Below are 17,987 nucleotides of genomic sequence, written 5' to 3' on the forward strand. Positions count from 1 at the left end.
CCACGGCCTGCGACTCGGAAGACACACCAACAGCCTCACACCACTGACGCTCCTGCACCCACAGAACTAACGAAAAACTCAGTAGGGCGTGTTTCGAAAGTCCTGTGCGGTGCCCGCGGTGTCCGGTGCGTGCTCTCGGCGTGCCGGACGAAAGCCCTCGTACTGGACGTACTTGGGCTTTCGGCCGGTGCGGCGAGAGTGCGTGCCGGGCGCCGTGGGTGCTGTGCGGGACTTTCGAAACACCCCCTAGCTGCACCGGCAGCGTCGGGGCGAGGGAGGCGATGTGACGGAACGTCCAGGTGCTGACGGCCGGCCAGTCCGAGGCCATCTGGCGAAACACCGCCGGGGTCTCACTGTGCAGGTGGGCCATGGGTGTGCCCGTGGCCGCCTGCAGTGGTCGAAAGTCGGAGGCTTCTGTCACTTCTTCCAGCTCCTTCCGGTTGTTCTCCGGGTCGGTGCGGTCGCTCACCTGCCGCCGTCGTCAGCGGTCCGGACGCGGTGACCGGCCGAGGCGGCACGGTGTCGGGCGGCCTCGCGCCGCTCGGTGAAGCGGTTCGCGGTGCGGTCGAGCCGGGCGAGGTATTTCGCAGGTCAACACGGGCACGTTCGCCGTCCGGGCCGAGACCGCAGCGCTCGAAGACCCGCAGCCGGCGCAGCACGGGCAAGTGCACCTCGTCGTGATGCAGCCGGAGGTCGTAGATGCCCGCCATGGCGAACTGCGCCGACTTGCGCGCCAAGTTGTCGATCCCGTGGCACGGGCATCCGGAAGGACGTCACGACCGTGGTAACCGCGCGCATGGCGGCATCGGGCACCAGGTCGAACGTCGCGTCGAGCAGGTCGCGGTAGAAGGCCATGTGCAGGTTCTCGTCCTGGGCGACGCGGGCCAGCAGTTGGTCGCAGACGGGGTCGCCGGAGAGGCGGCCGGTGTTGCGGTGTGCGACCCGGGTGGCGAGTTCCTGGAACGACACGTACGCGATCGCCTCGACGGCGCCCGTGTATTCGAGTTCGAAGCCCGTGGCCATGTGGACCATCCGGGCCCGTTCGAGGGCCACCGGGTCGACTGCCCCAGTTGCCAACAGGTAGTCCCGGATGACGTTGCCGTGGCGGTCCTCCTCCGCCGTCCTGACGATCAGTGAGGTACGCACGGCTTCCGGCAGGTTGGACTGCCCGGGGTTCCATGCCTGCCCGCCGAGCACGCCGTCGAAGTCGAGGCCCCGACTCCAGGGGACGTACTCGTGCGGGAACCACTCCTTGGCTGTCGCCAGGTGGCGGCTGAGACCGGCCTCAACAACCGGTTCGAGGTCCAGCAACAGTCGGATGTCGGCGGTGGGCACAGTTGTCATACGGCTTCCCTGAGACGGGGAGGGAAAGACGGTGAGAGGAACACGCGAGCCGGATCCACGGTGTCCGCTGCGAGCTCGCGAAAATCCGCCCGCTTCTGCGCGGGCGGCGAGGGGCCGCCGGCCAAGAAATCCGGGGCAGGCGTGACGCCGCCTGAAGAATACCTGCGAATTCTCGCGGGACGGGAAAACGTAGTCGGGATCACATCCGCTCCGAACGTCGAATGAATACGGGATTTCGAACGTGAATCCGAGGTGAACGATTCATGCACAAATCCCGTCCAAAATACCGAAGGGCTTCCCGAACGATCGGTCGGTCGGCATGGTCGAGGTGCATGCCGACTCGGTTTCCAGGAGAGAAAACATGGCCATGGTCAGTCCGCGCCGATTGGTCCAGAACCACCCCGACAGGGGATCCGATACTCCCTCGAGCTCCATCGAGGTCCGTTTTCTGCGGCCGGGTGACGTCGAGGCGCTCATCACGCTGGAGCAGACGAAGTGGGACCAGGGCCAGGCGGCGGACCGCGCGGAGCTGGCCGCCCGCATCCAGGCGTATCCGCGGTTGAGCATAGGGGCGTTCGCGACGGACGGAGCGGCGCTGGCCTCGTTGTTCATGAAGCCGATCAAGACCGCGGAGTTGGACTCGGCAGCCACCTGGGCCGACTGCGCACGAGTGGAGACGCCTCATCCGGAAGCCACCGGATCGCTCTTCGGAATCAGCCTGAGCAGCGTCGACGCGGACGCGGTGACCGCCATATTCGAGTTCTTCTGGCCACACGCACTCAAACACGGCTGGCGCGATATCTATCTCGGCTCCCCGATGCCCGGTCTCCAGGCCTGGAGGCGCATCAATCCGGACATTCCGGTGGACGTATACATGCGTGAAAAACGTCACGGCCTTCCCCGTGACCCGCAGCTACGCTATTACCGCAACAAGGGTTTCAAAGATATCGTGGCCTGCAAGCCCGAATATTTTCCGCACGCCGCGTCACTCGATTACGGAGCCATACTCCGCGGGCACATACCGCTGTCCGCCGGTGCTCCGCTGTGGCGCCTTGTGCCGCTGCCGTGGCTGAAGCAGATGCGGCGGCTCCTTTTCCGGCTGGTGTAGGCGTCATGAACACCGAGCACACCGTCATCATCGGGGCGGGCATGGCCGGGCTGCTGACGGCAGCGGTGATCGGGGCGACCGGTCGCCCCGTCACCCTCCTCGAACAGGACCGGAGCCATGGGATGCCTGCGCCGCGCGGCGGTGTCCCGCAGGGCCGTCAGCCCCATGTACTGCTCCACCGCGGGCTGTCAGCGATCGAGGAGCTTCTCCCCGGGCTGGGCGGACAGTTGGTCGCCGCGGGCGGGGTGCCGCTGGACACGGGCGACCTGGCGTGGCTGGGCGAACGCGGATGGGCACCGTTCGGCACACCCGCGCTCGAACTGGTCTCCGCCACCCGCCCGTTGATCGAGCACCTGGTCCGGCGGCGTGTGGCAGAGCTGCCCGGGGTGGAGCTGCGTGGCGGCACGCGGGTGCGGGGCCTGAGCCGCGGCGCCACCATGACCGGCGGGGCCTGGCTTGTCGAGTGCTTCGACGCACCGCATGTTCGGGCCGACCTCGTCGTCGACGCCTCCGGGCGCAGCTCCCGACTGCCCGACTGGCTGACGCAGTTGGGCATCGAGGCGCCCGCGACCACCGTCGTCGATGCCGGATTCGGCTACGCGGGACGGGTCTACGCCGCCCCACCCGACCACCTCGGCCAGGTCGCGGGCATCGTCATGCTTCCAGTTCCGGGCGCACCGGCCGGCGGTGTGGCGCTACCGGTCGAAGGCGGACGCTGGATGGTGGCGGCGGTAGGCGCCGGAGAGCACCGGCCGCCCCGCGACTCGGCCGGTTTCGACGCCTTCCTGAACCGGCTGCGGGACCCGGCGCTCGCCGACTTCACCCGCAGTGCCGACCCGATCGGCGACGTCACGGTCCACCGCCGCACCAACAATGTGCGACGTCGCTACGACCGTCTGGCGCACTGGCCGGACGGGCTCCTGGTCGTGGGTGACGCCCTGTGCACCTTCAACCCGGTTTACGGTCAGGGAATCACCGTAGCCGCCACCCAGGCCCTGCTCCTGCGGCAGGCGCTGGCCGCAGGCGTGCAGCCGGGATGGGAGCGGCGGCTGATGCGTCGGCTTCACCGAGCGGCGGACCTCCCCTGGGCCATCGCAACCGGAGAGGACCTGCGCCACACAGACGGCCGCCCGGCATCCGCCGTCGACGCGCTGTTCGGCCGATGGTCGGGGGCAGTGGACCGGCTCGCCGCGCACGGCAACCTGAGGGCACAGCGCGCCCTGGACCGCGTCTATCACCTCGTCGGCTCACCCGCGGGGCTGCTCCACCCGGCGCTGCTGGCCGCCGCCATCCGGGGACGCCTCCTCGGATTGCCCACCACGGTCCCCCGACCGCCCCTCACCACCGGCTCCGCACGGCTGGACCAGACGGACACCGAGCGGCATCCCGCGTACCCACCGCCGCCATGACCGCCTTGGGCTGCCGGCCCGAGCGCCGTACCTCAACTGTCTGGGTCGATGTCGGTCCTTGACAGGTCGGCAGCGCCGCCCTGGGAGCCCAGGTCGGCGAAGAAGTCGGCGTTGGCCGCCAGGTAGGGCTTCCACTCCGTCGGGAGCTCGAGGTCGTAGTAGATGGCCTCGGCGGGGCACCGGCTGGCAGACACCGCAGTCCCCGCATTCGTCCGGGTGGATATACAGCATGTGCTCGCCCTCACCGCCCACCGCCCACCGCCCACCGCCCACTCGAGGGCGGACGCCCATGGACTTCCGCAGGCTTCAACGGGCCGCCCGCCGAGGAGTCGGACCGAGGACGACCACCGCTCCGCGCCGGTCACGGAGCGATGTGACCGGTCGGCAGTACGTACTCCCATAACGTGCTTCCGCGAATGCGTCCAGGCTGCCGTAGGGCTTGACTCGCTGTACGCCGTGTCCTCCACCTCGGCGGCACCACCCTGTCCCAGGAGGAATTCCTGTAAGGCGACGGCACCTACAGTGGACCTGAGGAGGAGATGCCTGGCTCGGGTACGACCCCGACACGGGCACGCTCGGCCGCGAGAGTATGCCGCCTTCCTCGCCGACGCGACACTCGACGCTCGACGCACCCGAGGGCGGCCGCTGCCGCTCCACGCCGACGCCCACTCCGGTCCCGCCGCAGCCCGGGGTGGACGAACTGCTCGGCTGGCGGGTGATACGGCTGCCCGGCGCCCCCGGTGTGGCGAGGCCCTGGCTGGACGCCGCTGACCGCGCACGGGGACCTGCGCGCTCACGCCGCCGTACCGCGCCCGTTGATGCGGCCCGTGGCCACCACCGCGATGGACGCCCAGCCGTGACGTTCCCTTGGTTCCCGCACGAATACGTCCCGTGAGGCGAGTTCCGGACCTCGGCCTGCGACCACGGCCTCGCCCAAGGCCGCCAGGCCGCGGTGCCGGTCGGCGGTGGCACCCACGGCGACCGCCGCCGCCTCCGCTTCCCGCGCGGCGGACCGCAGCCGGGCGTGGAGACCAGAGAGGTCAGGAACGGTCTCTGTGAGAGGGTCTCGCTCCGAAGAGCACTGGCTCCCAAGTCGGTTCGGTCCGCCGTTCGAGGGCGGCGCGCGTCACGAGGCCCGCCAGTGCTGACCGGGAGGGCAACTTGGTCTTGCGGTAGATGGCCGACAGGTGGCTCTCCACAGTGCGGCTGCTGAGGAACAGCTTCGTCGCGATGGCCTGGTTGCTCAGCCCTTCCGCGACCAGATCGGCTATCTCCCTTTCCCGTCTGGTCAGTTGATCGAGCTCTGTCGGCGTGCTCAGCAGTTCGTCCATCTGTTGCGGTCCCGTGGCGGGTCGGTCGGGTTCCGTCGGCCCGGGCGTGGCCTCCGCACCCGGTGGGCGCACGATCACGGCCAGGTCGGACAACAGGCGTGCGTCGCCGTCGGCGAGGAGACGGCGGGCCCGTCTCCACATCGCCGCGGCGCGTCGGGCGTCGCCCGCGGCCTGCGCTTGAGGGGTGGCCAGGAGCAGGGAGTACGCCTCCCAGAGCGTCGCACCGGAGGGCACGTACGCCTGCGCGGCGCGCTCGAAGAGAATGGCGGCCGCGCGTGGGTCGCCCCGATGCTGGGCGAGCGCCGCCTCGGCGCGCAGTGCCGCCCCCTGCTGGCCGTGCAGCCCCATCCGATCGGCCTCCGCGACCGCCTGTGCGGCCCAGCGCGCGGCCCACTCGACGTCGCCGACCGCGAGGGCGGTGTTGACGAGGGACTCCAGCTGCCCAGGGCGGATCGAGGGCTGGAGTTTCAGCAGTTCGGGACCGCCCGCCGTCAGAATGGCGTGCTGTGCCCGGTGCGGCTCGCCGCTGACGAGGGTCACGTGGCCGAGCATGCATCCGGCAAGTGAGGCCCACCAGTGTGCACTTCCGCCGACCGCGGCCACGGCCTCCTCGGCGGTCGTCAGGGCACCGGTGTCGCCCAGGGGGCGGCACAGGAGGAGGATCAGTGCCTTGAAACACAGTGTGAAGGCCAGGAGATCGCTGCTGCCGACGGCTCGTGCGACGGATTCCGCCTCCTCTGCCGACTCCAGGGCGGCCGACAGCCGGCACGTGGTGAGCTGCACGAAGGCCTTGCCGGTGAGCAGGTGAGGCAGAACGTGGACCTGTCCGCTGCGGCGAGCGATGTCCAGCCCCCGGTCGGCGTGGCGTTCCGCGTCGGCGTAGCGCTCCAGCACGGCTTCGGCCCAGGCCAGCCAGACCAGCGACTCGGAGACTTCCGTGACGGCGGGATCGGTGAAGCCGTCCACGAGCCCGGCCGCGGCGTCGGCGAACCGGCGCGCCGCTGCGGCCTGTCCTTCGTAGGCCTCGCCCAGCGACGCCAGTGCCAGGACCGCTGTCTCTCCCATGAGATCACCGTGTGAGCGGGCCACCCCGAGGGTCCGCGCGATGTCGTCCCGCACTCCGGCGTAGGAGACGGTGTTCAGGGCGGCCATGCCGAGGGCGAGTCCCAGGGAGACCACCTGGCGCGGCTCGGGACCGGGGGTACGAGCCAGTTCGCGCTGCAGCAGGGCGAGCGCTTCCGGGGAGTGCCCGAGGTGGCGTTCCATCATGGCGCACAGCGCTGTCGCGTCCCCGCGCAGCGACGCGTCGTCCTGCCCCGGCCCACTGATCAGCGCATGCAGCAGATCACGGCTCTCCCGCAGGCTGCCGCCCACACCCAGCGCTCTTGCACGCGCCAGCGTCAGCTCGCCGCGCTGCCGCGCGTAGGCGGGCGTGTCCGGCATGAGCCGCAGGACGACCTCCAGCAGATGTGCGGCCGTGGCGGGTGCCGTGTGGGCGAACTGGGCGGCTGCCTCGCTCAGAACGGCTGCCGCCGCGGGATCCCAGCCGACCAGTGATCTCTCCACGTGGTGGGCGCGTTCGGCGGCGGGAGCGCCGGTCCTGGCCAGTTCGTCCACGGCGGTGCGGTGGATCTCGGCACGCCGGGATGCGGGGGTGTGCTCGTAGACCGACGCCCGCAGCAGCGGGTGGCGAAGCGTCCAGCGGCCGTCGGAGCCAAGGCGCAGCAGATCCCGGCGCGCCAGCACCTCGATGCGGTCGTCGAGTTCAGCCGCCGTGGGATTCCCGGTCGTCAGACTCACCATGATGGGTGTGGCGTGGTCCCCGAGGACCGCCACCGCTTCGACGGTACGTCGCTGTGCGTCGGTCAGTGTGGTCAGTTCCTCCAGGAGCAGGGAGACGAACCCGCTCGGCACCCCCGTCGCGGTGTCGTCGTGGCCCCTGGCGATGGTGCCGCGCCGTGCGCCGTGCTGGTAGGCGTGCAGGAGGCAACGGAGGTAGAGCGGGTTGCCCCCGCTGGCCTTGTAGATCTCCTTGGCGTCGCGCGGCGGCAGTTGCGGGGCAAGTGCCTCGATCGACTCCTGCTCGGCCAGCGGTCGCAGCCTCGTGCGCAGAACGGCTCCGCTGTCGACGCCCCGCATGAGCGCGGCGTTCAGGCGGGAAGGCGTCTGCCGTTCGCGGCGGGCCACGACCAGCAGCACCCGCCCGCTTACCGGGTGGCGGATCATGTGGTCCAGCAATTCCAGGGACGCGGGATCCGCCCAGTGCAGGTCGTCCAGCGCCATCACCAGCCCGCTCCGCTCCCCGAGCCGGGCCAGCACGTCCGCGACGGCGCGGTAGAGGCCGAAGCGGTCGCGGACGCCCGTGCCCTGCGCCGCGCCGGCGCCGTACAGCACAGGCGCCGCCGCCTCGGGCACGGCGTCCGAGGCGAGGAAGGAGGGATCGGCGTCGACGAACGCGTCCGTGAACGCCTGGAACGGTGTGTGCAGTTCGTACTCCGTGGCCCTGCCGCGCAGCACGGTCAGCCCCCGCTGCCGCGCTCTCGCACAGAACTCGCTGAGCAGTCGGCTCTTGCCCATACCGGCGTCTCCGGCGACGTCGATCACGGCGGGAGCGTCGCCCTGCCCCACACGGCCGATCACCGAGTCGAATCGTGCCAGGTCGGCAGCCCTGCCGACCAGCTTCGTCGCCGTCTCGTCGAACGCGAGCACCATCGTGTCCCTCCCCATTGATGTCCCCCTTGGTGAGCGCTCCGGTCCCTTCGGACAGGACGCCCCGGAAGTCTGTGCGGTCGTCATCACGCCGGGGGTAGCGCTGTGCGGCCGTGATCGAGGTGGGAGTGAACCTTGTGCACGGGTGCGCCGGCCACGGCGGTCCTGCCACGGGTCGCGGCCTCGGCGAAGAACTGCTCCCCGTCGACCGGGTGCTGGCGGTCCAGGGCGAAGGCGCCGTCGACGCCGACCCGCCGAGATCGTCGTGCGGCCCCCAGTCCGGCGGCTGCGGCGCCTCTCGCCGTGGCCGCGTAAATCCATGTGCCGCTGGGCATGCCCCGCAGCTGGGCGGCGAGGCGGAAACTGCCTCCGGAGGGCAGCACCGAAACGACTGTGGTCATGGTTTGGCAGCTCCGATCTTGGCCCGACAGTCCGGTTTGCATGCTTCGCTCACTTCTTGGTCTGGCCGACGAACGAGGTGTCGATCCGAGGGCGAACGGCGCCGCGCTGGGTGCCCACCGGGTCGTCACCAGTTTCTCCTTGTGTAACGCACTTCGAAGTCGTGAACAGCCCTCATCCCTCCCTCCGGCAAGAGGACCAGGTAGGGGCGAGCCCACCCGTCCACGGCGGCCCGCACCACCTCAAATTGCCCCGCCCCGCTGCCCCAACTCACTTCCGCGAGGCAGCTGTGCCGTGTAGCCGTCCACATCTCCCCCACGCCGATTGCTCTTGCCTGCCACCCCACTGACCTGCGATAACCCAGCTGGGTACGCCAAGGCGGGCCAATTCGACCCGGATTCGACCCAGCAGGCCCTCGCGACAGCACTGACCAGTCTTGAACTGCAAGAATGCAAGTTCTGCCGGTGTACCGCTCAAGAACCGGCAAGAAATTGGCGCGTTCTCTAACAGGAGTTCGGTCCAGGGCGCCGCGCGCCGACGCGGTCCGCAACCGAAAGAAGATCCTGGCCGCGGCCGGCGAGCAGATCGCCACGCATGGACCTGAGGCCGGGATGGACGAGATCGCCGCGGCGGCGGGCGTGGCGGGCTGTGTCCTGGCTCTGGCGGTAGCGCGGAGCGCTCCGGTCGACGGGATGCTCGGCCGCCAGGTAGCGGGCGTGTGCGGTGGAGGTGCCCAGGTTCTGCGCGAGTTGGGCGATGGAGAACGCTCCCGTCGGGGCGAGGCGGTGGATCTGTTCGGGCGTGATGCTGTGCCGATCGGGGCCGGGCAGGATCAGGGTCCGGGGTGCATTCCGTGGGCAATTGGGGACTCCACTGCACTGGTTCGCTGATGTGGTGGTCGTCGAGGAGTTCGCGTACGCGCCGGCGGAGCAGGTCGGCTTCGGCGGGCAGCAGGCGCCAAAGGAGCTGGACACCGCCCGGCAGCTGATCGACGCGCGTCCGTCGACTGGAACCCCGAGGACTACCACGACACCGCGGAGAAGAAGGAGAAGGGGAAGGCCGCACAGGGCGGGAAAGACCAGTTGGAGCAGCTGAGCAAGGGCGAGCTCTACGAACAGGCGACCAAGTTCGACATCCCCGGTCGGTCCAGGATGAACCGAGATCAGCTGATCAACGCACTCTCCGAAGCCGCCTCTTGAGTCCAGGCCAGTCCGGTCGACGACTTTCTGCCGAGATTGAGGAACTGGAGGTCCGCTCGCAAGGCAAGATTCACGCCGACGTGGTGCACAAAGTGATCGTCGCGATGGACTTCACTGGCGGGCAACGCGCCACATCGACATCCGGTGGCTTCTCGACCGGCAAGAGCGCGTGCTCGGCAAGGATCTGCAGATCCTTGACTACTCGGCCCTGATCGCGGCCGTCGCACGGCACCGGGTGAACACTCCCCGCCTGGAGGCGGGGGAACCCGATGCGTACTGGCGGGCAGCCGCCCTGCTCGACACCATCGTGCTGGAGCGGCCGCTACCCGCCCGCAACGAGCTGTACGGGTACGCGGTCGCCGTGGCGTACATCGAGGCCTCCGGCGAAACCGTCGTTGCCAGTCAGCAGCAGTGGATCCAACTGATCGATGACATCAGGGCCCTGCGCCTGACCACTTACGACATCGCCGACCGGCTCCGATCCTGGCAAACCCCGTCCGCTACATGATCGTCTTCCGGCGCCAGGGCCGAGGTGCCACCGGGCCGCGGAAGCAGTCGACGCGGTGCAGCGCCTCGGCCTGCCAACTACGTGTCGCCCCGGGGATGTTGGGAATCGGGACAGTGGCCCCACGCACGAGACAACGGCGCCTTCGGCGGGGTTCAGCCATTCCGACCCGCTGGCCGGTGTGTGTCTGGCGTCGGGTGGGCAGCACGAGCATCGTGGACACCGAGGGCTTCGAGTGACGGCGCACTGGACCAGTGGGCCACTGTGATCGGGAGCCTTGGGGGCCAGTGTGGAATTCCGGGTGCTGGGGCCGGTCGAGGTGTGGGCCCACGGGCAGAGGTTGCCGCCGTTCCCGCGCAAGCCGACCGCGCTGCTCACCGCCGGGCTCGTGGAGGCCGGAAAACTGGTGTCGGTCGACCGGCTGGTCGACGCGGTGTGGGGGGATCGGCCACCGGCGTCGGCGGCGAAGCTGGTGCAGGGATACGTCCTCAGGCTGAGGCAGGTGCTCCACAGCACGGACGCCCGCGAAGTGATCACGACCCGTCCCCGTGGCTATGTGTTCGAGCCGGAGGAGGGACAGCTGGATCTTCAGCTGTTCCAAGCGCTGCTGGAACGAGGACGCGCGGAAGCGGCCCGGGGTGAACACGGTGGCGCGGCGGACCTCTTCGAGAAGGCGCTGGGGCTCTGGAGGGGCCCCGCGCTCGGCGCTCCGACGACCTCGGTGCTCCAGGCCGAGGCGACGCGGCTGGAGGAGATCCGGCTGGCCACCGTGGAACGCATGCTCGACGCGCGGCTGGAACTGGGCGGCGGAGCGGAGCTGGTGGGTGACCTCGCCGGGCTAGTGGCCGAGCATCCGCTGCGGGAACGATTACGGGTGCTGCTCATCACCGCCCTGGACCGCTGTGGACGCCGGGCGGACGCCCTGCGTGTGTACCGCGACGGCCGTCGTCGACTGCATGCCGAGTTGGGTATCGAACCCGGCCCGGAGCTTCGGGAAGTGCATGCCCGGCTGCTGGCGGCCGACCAGCCCGCCGGAGCCGGAACCGTGGGGGAGGCGCGCGCGCGGTGGGAGGTGCGGACGAGGCGCGAGCCCGGCGAGGCGCCGGCTCCCGTGCAGTTGCCCGCCCCGCCGAAGTGGCTGACCGGCCGCGAGACGGAGATGGCCCGTCTGGAGGCCGCACTGCGAGAGGGCAGCGAGCACGGCCGGGTCTGTGTCGTGCACGGAATGGCGGGCGTCGGCAAGACGGCACTGGCGCTGCACGTCGCGCACCGGGTCGCCACGGCCTTTCCGGATGGGCAGCTCCATGCCGGACTGGGTGGTGGGGACCCTGCCCAGACGGCCGACCCCGCCGAGGTCCTCGCCGGCTTCCTGCGCGCGCTCGGCATCGGACCGGGCCGCATTCCCCCTTCGCTGCCCGAACGAGCCGCCGCGTTCCGTACGCTGCTGGCCGGTCTGAGGGTTCTCGTGGTGCTGGACGACGCCGCCGGTGAGGAGCAGGTGCGGTCCCTGCTGCCGGGTGCGGGCAGCGGGAGCGCCGTGCTGATCAGCAGCCGGCGGGCCCTGCACGGCCTGGACTCCGTCGAGCGGGTGGGCCTGGAGGTACTGAACCCCGCAGATGCCCTGCAACTTCTGGCCCGCCTCACGGGTCCCGACAGGACGACATCGGAGCCCGAGGCGGCGGCCGAGATCGCCAAGTTGTCCGGAGGGCTCCCGCTGGCGCTGCGTATCGCGGGATCCCGGCTCGGCACCCGAAGCGCCTGGCCGCTCGGCGCACTGGCCGAGCGGCTGCGCGACGAACACGTCCGACTGGACGAGATGGCCTCCGGAGACCTGGACGTACGCGCCGGGATCGAGGTCAGCTACCGCGCGCTGCCGGAGTCGGAGCGACTCGTCTTCCGTCGGCTCGGAATACTCGAATCACCGGATCTCGCGCCCTGGGTGGCCGCGCCGCTGGCGGGCATCGACGTGTCCGACGCGGAGCGTCTGGTCGACCGGCTGGCCGACGCCCATCTGCTGGAGCCGCTGGGGGCGGACCGTACCGGCCGCGTACGGTACCGCTTCCACGACCTGGTCCGGCTGTACGCCAGGGAACGAGCCGACCTGGAGGACACCCGGCAGGACCGATCTTCGGCGCTGTCACGGCTGCTGCGTACCTGGCTCACGCTCACCCGCCGGGCCGGGGACCTCGACCCCACCGGTGTGCCGCACCTCGTACCCCAGGGCGCCGGAGAGGGCACCGACATGGGACTGGGCGGGCGGCTGCTGGCCGATCCGCGCGCGTGGCTCCGGGCCGAGCACGGTTCGCTGGTCGCCGGGGTAGTGCTCGCCGCGCGCCTCGGTCTCGACGAGGAGGCGTGTGACCTGGCCACGGCGCTCGTCCAGGCATCCTTCCGGGTGAACAACCAGTTCGAGGAGTGGCAGCGGACCCACGACGCCGCCCTCGCCGCCGTCCGCCGGGCGGCGAACCCGCGCGGGGAGGCCGTACTGCTCACTGGCCTCGGACAACTGCGCTACGAACAGGACCGGTTCGACGACGCCGACCGCTACTTCCGCGAGGCGTTGGCTGGGTTCGAACGGCTGGGCGATCTCGGCGGTCGGGCCACAGCCCTCTCGGGCATCGCCGCCGTCGGCAGGGAACGAGGCAACTTCACCGAGGCGACGGCCTGTCTGGAACAGGCCCTGTCCGCCTTCGAGACACTCGGGGACGCCGCGGGCGCGGCGGGTGCTCGTTACGACCTCGGGGCGATCCTGCGGGAGAAGGGCAACTCCGCGGAGGCGACGGTCCACCTGCGGAAGGCACTCACGATCTACCGGTCGATCGGCAGCCGACGTGGCGAGGGGCTGGCACTGCGCGCGATCGGCCTGGTGCACCGGGCGGACGGTGACCTGGCGCGCGCGGAGGAGCAGTGCTCGCGGGCCCTGCACCTCCAGCGATCGGCCGGTGACCGGCTGATGGAGGCATACGCCGTACAGGCGTTGGCCAAAGTCCGTTTCCGGCTGAGGCCCGACGACGCGGAGCTGCCCGCACTGCTCGGCGCGCTACGGGTGTGCCGGGAGCTGGACGACGGATTCGGCGAGGCATTGCTGCTGCGCACACTCGGCGAACTGCACCTCGCCCAGCGGCGGGTGGACCATGCGTCGGCCTGTCTCGGGCAGGCACTGGACCTCTGGACCCGGCTGAGGCATCCGGTCTTCCGCGCCCGCACCCTACGTGATCTGTCCCGTCTCCACGAACTCGTCGGCGACCGGTCCCGCGCCCGTGCGCTGCGCCAGGAGGCACTGCTGACATTCCAGCTCTACGGCACTCGGGAGTACGCCGAGCTACGCGCTGTCGAGGATGAGGATCCGAGCGTGCACACGGGCTGAACCAGGACTGAACCGGCGCTGCGCTCCGGCTGTACCACCGTCGCCCACAGTGAGGGGGCAACGAAGGAACAGGACCCGAACAAGGGGGAAGAACCAGATGCGCAAGCGCACCATCGCGACCCTGTCCGCATCCGCCGCCCTGGCCTCCGTGGCCGTCATGGCACCCACCGCCTCCGCCGAACCGAACCCGCCCGGCTGTGACCGAGGAGCCTTCTGCATCTACTCCGGCACGGACCAGACAGGTTCACTGCTTGTGGAGAGCCAGGGCAACTGGTCCGGCAGCGTCAGTGGGCAGTCCGTCTTCAACAACGGTACGAGTTTCCCCGGCGCCGACCACATCCAGCTCACCTGGACCTACAACGGGGGCACGTTCAGCGACTGCCTCCACTTCAACCCGGGCCCCGGCGACTACAAGTGGAACTTCGCGCCCGGCGTCGTCTTCAAGCAGGCCACCTGGCGTGGCGAGTGCTGATCACCGTCACCGCACGCACGGCCGCCGCGGACATTCGCGGCGGCCGTGCCATGTCCCGGGGACGGTGAACGGCGTGAGACTGGTGAGCCCGCATGTTCAGCCTCAGATGGCTTTCGAGGTCGACGACATCGAGACAGCCGTGTCGGATCTCGGAACGGCACGGCGTGGTGTTCGAGGAGGTCGACGCCCCCGGGTTCGAACGAAGGACGGCATCGCCGAGATCGAAGGGAACTGGTCCAGCAAGGGCGCATGCGGTGCACGCGGCGCCTGGTTCCGGAAAGCGAGGTGAACCTGCTGGGCTTCGGCGAGCCGGTCGTCTGCGAAGGAGCCGGCCCACCGGGCCGCGGTCGTGTGCAGGGGCCTGCCCCACCGACACGCGGCGGGGCAGGCCCCGGGAGGGCGCTACGGCTTCAGGCCGTACGCCCGGATCACCTCCTGGGTGACGCCGTTACCGGCGCTGTCGTGGGCGGCGGCCCGCAGACTCACGTAGCCCGTCCTGCCCTTGCCGCTCGGCGCCGGGACGACCGCGCGGAACGCGCCTTGGCCGGCCCGGGTCACGGGAACCGTCGTCCAGGTGCGCCCGTCGTCGAAGGACGCTTTCATGGTGAGGTCCGTCAGGGCCGTGGCCTTCCCCGTCGAACCGGTCTCACCGGTGACGGTGAGCGGGAAGGAGCGGTCCTTGGGAGCCCGGTTGTCCAGCGGGAAGTCGCCCTCGGTCTTGAGGGCGAGCAGCGAGACCTCCGGTGCCCGCGCGCAGTCCTCGGGGCCTTCGGGCCGCGCCGACCTGAAGGTCCACTCGGCCTTCGCGTTCGTCGCCAGGGGGAGAGAGGGCAGGCTCTGACTCATCGACATCCGCAGGGTGTACTCGGCGGACTCGGCAGGCAGGTCATCCGCGAGGAGACCCTGGGACAGGTCGTCGGTGGTGGCGAGCTCCTTGCCGTCCCGCAGGAGCGCGAGACGACCGCTGGTGTACTCGCCGATGCTGCCGGTCTGGCCGCGACCCGACGGGCTGAGGGGCGACGGCACGGCGCGCAGCGCCGCACCGCACCGGGCGCCCCCAGCGACAGGGCCGAAGGGTGCCTCGAACCAGTCCTCGGTGTAGGTCTGGCGGGCCTTGTACGTCTTCGGCGCGGCGGTGGTGAACAGATCGGGGGTGCGGGTTCTCCGGTTGACCCACTCGACGTCGGGTCCGGGGCTGAAGTACTCGATCGCCTCGCCCGGCACGGTGACGTCCTGCACGCCGCCCATACCTATGTCGCTGCCGGCCAGGTAGGCCAGGTTGTTGCGGTAACCGGTGACCGCGTCGGAGGAGCCGTGGAAGCGGGCCCGCACCTTCGCCAGGTCGGAGTCCCGGACGGTGAAGGTCGGATCGGCGGGGATCTCGTTGTCCTTGCGCAACAAGAGGTTGTACAGGCGCCGTGTGCCGGGGGTGTCCAGGGGCTCGGCCATGCTCGTCATGTGGACGAACGCGTACGGGTGGGACGTGACCGGCTTCTTCGTGGGCACCGCGAACAGGTTCCCCTCACCCCGGACGAGGCTGCCCACCGAGAAGTCCGAGCCGTCGGGGAGCCGCTCTTGCAGCGTGGCATGAGCAACGGTCGAGGTGGCGGTGGGGCTGTCCACGTTGGCCTTGACCGGTTTGCCCTGCCGGGCGTCGGCCGTGAGGGCGACCGGGCCGCGGCCCACGGTCACCTGCTGGGACATGATGGTCATGGTCATGCCCGAGGTGTTGATGTTCGTCCAGCTCAGCATCGCAAGGGTGTACTTGCCGGGCGGGGCGTGACCCGTGAAGACCCCGTTCTCCACACGGAACTCGATTTGCTCCTCAGGCTGGTCAAGCCTGGCCATGTACGCCACGAAGTCGCCCGGCTTGCCGCCGTCGCGGTCGGTGGCGTCGATGGTCACCGGGTAGTTCTCCTTGTCGGCGAGGACCGAGACGGCGGTGCGGACGACGGTGCCGTCGTTGCCCTTGGCGGACAGCACACCGGCGTAGGTGCCCGGGTCCGCCGCGCCCGGCCGCCCTGTCAGCACGGTCTGCGCGGTGCCGTGCGCGGGCACGGTCAGCTTGGTGTCCCGCAGGGAGGCGGGCGCACCGGGCGTTCCCTTCTCGGTGGCGAGGTCGAGTGACAGGGTCAGTTCGAGGGGCTTGTCACCGTCGTTGTGGTAGGTCACCGTCCGCTCGACGGGCTTGGTGCTGCCCCAGGGCAGTACCATCGACGCCGTTCCGGGGCTGGCATGGGCGCTCTGCCGGACCGCCTTGGCCACGTCCACCCGTCCCGTGCCCTGCTGGAACACGTTGCCGTCGGCGCCCGGTTCTGACGTGCTGACCAGGGCCGCCTTGAGCTGCTCGGGCTTCCAGTCGGGGTGTTGCTGGGCGAGGATCGCGGCGGCGCCCGCCACATGCGGGCCGGCCATGGAGGTGCCACTGAGCGCGGTGTATTGCTCGCCCACCGGCTTGCCCTTGGAGGTGCCCGCGGCCCGCGCGGCGACGATGCCGACTCCGGGCGCGGTGATCTCCGGCTTCACCGCGTGGTCGCGCTTCCTGGGACCCTGGCTGGAGAACGCGGCCACCCTGTCGTCCCGGTCCACGGCACCGACGGCCAGCGCGGCATCGGCGGCTGCCGGGGCGGAGACCGTCTTACGCATTCCCTCGTTGCCCGCGGCGACGACGAAGAGGGCGCCGGACGACTCCGTGAGCGCGTTCACGGCCAGGGACAACGGATCCGTGCCGTCCGTGGCCTCACCGCCCAGGCTCATGTTGATCACGTCCGCCTTCTGGTCGGCCGCCCACTCCATCCCGGCGATGATCTCCGAGTCGAAGCCCATGCCGCCGTCGTCGAGCACCTTGCCGACCAGTAGCTGTGCGTCGGGGGCGACGCCCTTGTACTTCCCGTCCGACGCGGCTCCGCTGCCCGTGATGGTCGACGCGACATGGGTGCCGTGGCCGCTGCCGTCCACGACTCCGTCGGTGTCGCCCTCGGTGAAGTCCCGTGAGCCGGCGATGGCGTCCGAGAGGTCGGGGTGGGTGGTGTCGATACCGGTGTCCAGGACGGCGACCTTCACGCCCTTGCCGGTGACCCCGCTCTTCCACGCCTCGGGCGCGCCGATCTGGGCGGTGCTGCGGTCGAGGTTGGCGTGGACCCGGCCGTCCAGCCAGATCCGGGAGATTCCGGCGGCCAGGGCGCGCCCGCCCCGGCCGGACGCGGCGGAACCGCTCTTGGCGGACTTCCTGGTCGCCGACGCCCAGAAGTCCTCACCTCCCGCCTTGGGCTGCCGTATCGCCTCGGCGCCGATGCTGGGCAGTTCGGTGCCGGCCTTGTTCCTGCCGGTCCTCGTCGCCGCGAGCCGGTCGCTCGCCGTGTCTCCCGCCGCGCCCTTCGCATAGCTGACGATCAGCGGCAGCACCGAGCGTGACGCGTCGTCATAGCCCTCGTCGACGAGTTTCTTGATATCGAAGAGCCGTTTGTCCAGCTTTCCCTGCCGCACCAGGGCCACGGCGTCGGACGGCAGCACGGTGAACGTGTCGCCGACAACGCTCTGCACGAACCCGATGCCCTCACGCCCCTTGCCGGCCCGCACCGTCACGCCCTGCTTGCCGCCCTGGCTGGTCAGCGTCACCTCGTCGCCGGTCACGAGGGTCACCGTGCGGGACCGCGCGGAGCGCTCGGGCACTGCCTTCTCGGCCAACGGCTCGTCGGCGGCGGCCGGCGGCACCACGGCCGCCCCGGCGGCCAGTAACGCGGCGGCGACCAGGCCGGTGGCTCTCCGGCCTGTGTTTCCTGCTGTCATGCGCGACACCTGTCGTCGTCGTTGATCGGTCGCCGTCAGTACTCCGCCTCCGGCTGTGGAGGTTGCACGGCGCACGTCACACCACTGATCGCGCACAGGTCCCGGAAGGCGTGAAACAGCCCAACCCCGAACGCCCAAGTAGGAGTTGAGAGGGCCACTTGGGGCGGCCCTTCGACAGCACCACCGGAAACGGACCATCCGACCCCGAACGCCGAGGAGCTCCCTGTGCACAGCGGCACGGACCCCGATGCCGACTTCGCGGACTTCGTCACCGCGCACTGGCCCCGGCTGGTCAGATGCGCCTACCTGCTCACCGGCGACTTCCACGAGGCCGAAGACCTGGTCCAGAGCACCC

General features: G+C 70.2%; 13 protein-coding genes and 2 pseudogenes. 8 read left to right on the forward strand and 7 right to left on the reverse strand.

Translation table 11 applies throughout. The features are described from left to right. Positions 1 to 591: 591 nt before the first annotated feature. Positions 592 to 1,344 (reverse strand): acyl-ACP desaturase, encoded by a 753-nt coding sequence (locus EF387_RS44905; protein WP_338058169.1) that lies wholly within the window; start codon positions 1,342 to 1,344, stop codon positions 592 to 594. A gap of 361 nt (positions 1,345 to 1,705) precedes the next feature. Here EF387_RS44905 and EF387_RS44910 point away from each other — a divergent pair, with 361 nt between their 5' ends. After that, on the forward strand, positions 1,706 to 2,452 hold the full coding sequence (locus EF387_RS44910; RefSeq protein WP_238432067.1) for a hypothetical protein: 747 nt from the start codon (positions 1,706 to 1,708) through the stop codon (positions 2,450 to 2,452). A gap of 5 nt (positions 2,453 to 2,457) precedes the next feature. After that, entirely contained in the window at positions 2,458 to 3,861 is a 1,404-nt protein-coding gene (locus EF387_RS44915) for an NAD(P)/FAD-dependent oxidoreductase (protein ID WP_128382354.1), read from the forward strand. Between the two features lie 32 nt (positions 3,862 to 3,893). Here EF387_RS44915 and EF387_RS50330 read toward each other — a convergent pair whose 3' ends face one another. The 5 genes from EF387_RS50330 to EF387_RS47855 form a co-directional block, all read right to left on the reverse strand. Then, a complete protein-coding gene (locus EF387_RS50330) occupies positions 3,894 to 4,055 on the reverse strand; it encodes a hypothetical protein (RefSeq protein ID WP_155589841.1) in 162 nt (53 codons plus the stop codon). A gap of 599 nt (positions 4,056 to 4,654) precedes the next feature. Further along, positions 4,655 to 4,837, reverse strand: coding sequence for a hypothetical protein (locus EF387_RS44920; protein ID WP_128382355.1), 183 nt, complete (start codon positions 4,835 to 4,837; stop codon positions 4,655 to 4,657). 64 nt (positions 4,838 to 4,901) lie between these two features. Continuing rightward, complete coding sequence (locus EF387_RS44925) at positions 4,902 to 7,919, reverse strand: helix-turn-helix transcriptional regulator (RefSeq protein WP_238432068.1); 3,018 nt, start codon at positions 7,917 to 7,919, stop codon at positions 4,902 to 4,904. A gap of 68 nt (positions 7,920 to 7,987) precedes the next feature. Beyond that, positions 7,988 to 8,302, reverse strand: a complete 315-nt coding sequence (locus EF387_RS44930; protein ID WP_128382356.1) for a hypothetical protein — start codon at positions 8,300 to 8,302, stop codon at positions 7,988 to 7,990. A 501-nt stretch (positions 8,303 to 8,803) separates the two neighbouring features. Further along, positions 8,804 to 9,274: a hypothetical protein gene (locus tag EF387_RS47855; protein ID WP_202918586.1), complete on the reverse strand. Its 471-nt coding sequence runs from the start codon at positions 9,272 to 9,274 to the stop codon at positions 8,804 to 8,806. Positions 9,275 to 9,382: 108 nt separating this feature from the next. Between EF387_RS47855 and EF387_RS50335 the strand changes: the two genes are divergently transcribed. The 5 genes and pseudogenes from EF387_RS50335 to EF387_RS49200 form a co-directional block, all read left to right on the forward strand. Beyond that, positions 9,383 to 9,499 carry a Rho termination factor N-terminal domain-containing protein gene (locus EF387_RS50335; protein ID WP_128382357.1) on the forward strand — a complete coding sequence of 39 codons (117 nt, stop codon included), beginning with the start codon at positions 9,383 to 9,385 and terminating at the stop codon, positions 9,497 to 9,499. A 169-nt stretch (positions 9,500 to 9,668) separates the two neighbouring features. Then, positions 9,669 to 10,007 (forward strand): toxin Doc, encoded by a 339-nt coding sequence (locus EF387_RS44950; protein WP_238432069.1) that lies wholly within the window; start codon positions 9,669 to 9,671, stop codon positions 10,005 to 10,007. Between the two features lie 274 nt (positions 10,008 to 10,281). Then, positions 10,282 to 13,371 (forward strand): AfsR/SARP family transcriptional regulator, encoded by a 3,090-nt coding sequence (locus EF387_RS44955; RefSeq protein WP_238432070.1) that lies wholly within the window; start codon positions 10,282 to 10,284, stop codon positions 13,369 to 13,371. A gap of 97 nt (positions 13,372 to 13,468) precedes the next feature. After that, a complete protein-coding gene (locus EF387_RS44960; protein ID WP_128382360.1) occupies positions 13,469 to 13,843 on the forward strand; it encodes a peptidase inhibitor family I36 protein in 375 nt (124 codons plus the stop codon). An 85-nt stretch (positions 13,844 to 13,928) separates the two neighbouring features. After that, positions 13,929 to 14,161: pseudogene (locus EF387_RS49200) on the forward strand (VOC family protein); the annotation flags it as partial. Positions 14,162 to 14,245: 84 nt separating this feature from the next. On the opposite strand, the gene EF387_RS44970 reads toward EF387_RS49200, so the two are convergent. After that, on the reverse strand, positions 14,246 to 17,632 hold the full coding sequence (locus EF387_RS44970; protein ID WP_162467349.1) for a S8 family serine peptidase: 3,387 nt from the start codon (positions 17,630 to 17,632) through the stop codon (positions 14,246 to 14,248). Positions 17,633 to 17,857: 225 nt separating this feature from the next. Between EF387_RS44970 and EF387_RS44975 the strand changes: the two are divergent. After that, positions 17,858 to 17,987: pseudogene (locus tag EF387_RS44975) on the forward strand (SigE family RNA polymerase sigma factor); the annotation flags it as partial.

It is taken from the genome of Streptomyces cavernae, assembly GCF_004023625.1.
GTDB classification, from domain to species: Bacteria; Actinomycetota; Actinomycetes; order Streptomycetales; family Streptomycetaceae; genus Streptomyces; species Streptomyces cavernae.